Origin of the sequence: Capnocytophaga sp. (assembly GCF_030532915.1) — a bacterium.
Lineage (GTDB): Bacteria > Bacteroidota > Bacteroidia > Flavobacteriales > Flavobacteriaceae > Capnocytophaga.
This window is the reverse complement of record NZ_JAUNKD010000054.1, coordinates 1,323-4,113: the sequence shown is the minus strand read 5'-3', so window position 1 is coordinate 4,113 and position 2,791 is coordinate 1,323. Positions and strand designations below refer to the sequence as shown.

5 protein-coding genes are annotated in these 2,791 nt (G+C 44.2%); all 5 read right to left on the bottom strand.

Annotation, left to right across the window (positions count from 1 at the left end):
• Window positions 1-869: hypothetical protein (locus Q4D72_RS11385; RefSeq protein ID WP_303077985.1), on the bottom strand; the 869-nt coding region annotated here is incomplete at its 3' end.
• Window positions 870-877: 8 nt separating this feature from the next.
• Window positions 878-1,180 (bottom strand): hypothetical protein, encoded by a 303-nt coding sequence (locus Q4D72_RS11380; RefSeq protein WP_303077984.1) that lies wholly within the window; start codon window positions 1,178-1,180, stop codon window positions 878-880.
• A 23-nt stretch (window positions 1,181-1,203) separates the two neighbouring features.
• Window positions 1,204-1,575, bottom strand: a complete 372-nt coding sequence (locus tag Q4D72_RS11375; RefSeq protein ID WP_303077983.1) for a hypothetical protein — start codon at window positions 1,573-1,575, stop codon at window positions 1,204-1,206.
• Between the two features lie 77 nt (window positions 1,576-1,652).
• Window positions 1,653-2,237: a hypothetical protein gene (locus Q4D72_RS11370; RefSeq protein WP_303077982.1), complete on the bottom strand. Its 585-nt coding sequence runs from the start codon at window positions 2,235-2,237 to the stop codon at window positions 1,653-1,655.
• A gap of 33 nt (window positions 2,238-2,270) precedes the next feature.
• Window positions 2,271-2,735, bottom strand: coding sequence for a hypothetical protein (locus Q4D72_RS11365; RefSeq protein ID WP_303077981.1), 465 nt, complete (start codon window positions 2,733-2,735; stop codon window positions 2,271-2,273).
• Window positions 2,736-2,791 lie beyond the last annotated feature (56 nt).

The window sequence follows — 2,791 nt, the reverse complement described above, 5'->3', positions numbered from 1 at the left end:
TCTTCATCGGTAACTTCGGGGCTTGATATAATGCTGATAAACTGTTGTTTAACTTCTGAAAGCGCCGATGCGGGCGAAGCCAAAGCCGGTGCCATACTTGCAGGGCTTTCCATCATTTTTTCGGCTACCATCGGCAACACCTGCCCCAATGCGCCCACAATGTTGCTGCCGGCTTCGCTTTCCCAAAAACCTTTTTTATTCAACAATTCACGCTCTAACTTCACCTCGTGCTTGTCCTCAATGGTGTCCAACTTCAAACGCAATGAAAAATTTTCATCTTTAAGCTGCCGGATTTCACTTTTGGCTTCTTTAAGTTCTTCGTCTAATTTGTTGTTTTCTTTTTTCAAATCCTCAAAACGCTCTTTAATCACTTCATTGCGAATTAGTTCGTTTTGAGTGGTTTGCACATAGCCCATCGCGGCAAATCCCATCTGCGGGACGGACGCCGTCTGCGGAACAAACGTTGCCTGCGAGGCGGGCGCCGTCTGCGATGCGTACATTGCCGGCATAACGGGCGTTTGCATTTCAGCAACAGGCTGAACATTAGTAGTTTGCATTGCAATCGGACTTTCAACAGCACCTTGCGGGGAAAAATTCAGCGTTATTTTTTCAAATATCTTGGATGTAGCTTCACTGCCGCTGCCGTACATTCTTCTGAAAATCAAACTTGTTCCATTGGTAAAACCCTGCTGGGGTAAGTTTTTCAAAAATGCTTCCGCACCGCCAAAAAGCTGCTCGATGTCCGTGCGGTAAAAGACGTATTTCGGGGCGTTTTGCTTGCTTAACCTACGCTCGCCTTGCGTGACGGAAATCGCATTTTGCGGGTGTTCTCTTAAAAAATTATCTATTTTGTTAATCAGTGTCGTCATCGTTTTTTTTATTTTGTAAAACACGGATATTCAACAATGTAGCGCATAAACACGCGGTTGTTCTTGTAGTCCTTCTCTTTTTTGAAACGAACACGGAACGAGGTGTTTACAATCGCAACGGGGCTTTCAATCACAAAACTTTCACCCGGCATAATTTCCTGCTGGGTGCTGTCGTCAATAATCAACACCGTATCGCCCGCATTATACAAAGTTAAATGCAAGATACCCTGCTGATTAGAGAGTTCCATAAAGTTAAGCGCCGTTTCTTGCGTAATAACGCTTGAATTGTAAAGTCCTTTTGCTATTGCCATTGCTTTTGTGTTTTAAATGGTTGTTACTCACAGTTTTCGCAATCACGTTGAATTACGAAAATCAATTGCCCGCTAAAATCATCGGTTAGCGGTTTTTCAGCCGTTACGTTTACCGAAAATCGGTTGTTTTTGGTAGGAAACGAAACTTGTTTCATTCCTGCAAAATACCCGCCGCCGCTGTGTTTGTAATCGCGGTAATCGGTCATATTCAGTAGCGTACCGCCCTGTCCGTACTTGATTTCGATTTCTACCGCAAATTCAGGCTTAGGGTCTTTAAACGGCACAAAATAAATGCCTACGCATTTGCCCTGTTCCAGCGAAATTGTATCCGAATCGCCTTGCTTGCCGCTTGCAATGTTGATGGGCAATCGTGTGTATATTATATTGCTTGTCATTGGTTTGTTTTTGAATTAGATAAAAGAAAAAAAAGCCCCGCCCTGTCAGGCAAGGGCTTAAAAAAACTATGACTTGATTAACGTTTTAAATACGTTTCAAATCCTTTGATGAGTACGCGAACAAACGAACTGTCGCCTGTTGAAGGCGTGATGGTGCTTCCCGTTGGCGTTTCAATTTGAATTTCAACCGGTGAGTTGGGTTCGATAAGCGCCAAAGCCTCTAACTTACGGTAGTAAGCATCGGTTTGTTTGGCGTTTTGAATCGCCGAAACAGGCAATTTTACGATGACTTCGTTCTTTTGACGAATCACCAAATGCGAAGCGAGCAACACCGCAGGTAACGCCACATCGTACTTGATGTTGTACACTTTGTCGCTTGCCGCCGTTCCTTCGCCGTATTGTACCGTGATGGCATCAGCCACGAAATAACGGTCTGCCTCCAATTTGTTCCCGTCGAAGTTGGTAACGCCCACTTCCGCAACGGCGTTGCTGGTTAAAAGGTTAGCCACACCGCCGGCGGCAAATTTTGAATTGACGTACAACTCGCTCGGAGTTGGTTTCATTCGCTCGATTGGCATTCGCAAGTTTTTCGCTGCGTTTACAGCTGCCAAAAAGTTTGCTGCCTTTACGTATTGTTCTTCGTTTTGGAATAACTGATTCATTTTATCTTCTTTTTTTTTAATTAATTACTATTTTTAAACGGCTTGAAAGCCTCCTTCTGTTTGTTCAGCCCCTGACAAAAAGCGGGGTTCTTCTTCAAATTCGTCAAACGGATGATAGCCATAATTCAAATATCCGTCGTTGGCGTACACCACTACCGGTGTTTGAGGATTTCCCAAAGCGGTTTTGAAAATGCCATCTTCTTTTACCTCTATCACTTCTTTGAGTAGATACCCAATTTGTGTGGCCGCCATCCCTACGGCTGCGCCCTGAATGGCTTTGCCCGTAGTTTCTTTGCTGTCAATCATCGCGGCACCTACTATGCCCGCTGCGGCAAGCAAACCGCGTTTGACTTTCGCCATTGTGGTTTTGCCCTCCTCTTTGTCCTTCAACGGAATTTTGTCATACAAAACCCGTGAAACCATCGCACCGGTAACGGCTCCGGCTGAAAAAGCCACCGCTCCGGTCATCGTTGCAGAATTTAGTTTATTGGTTTTCATTCTTCTTTATTTACTTTTTAATTCAACTTTATTTTTTATTCATCATCATAACCAAG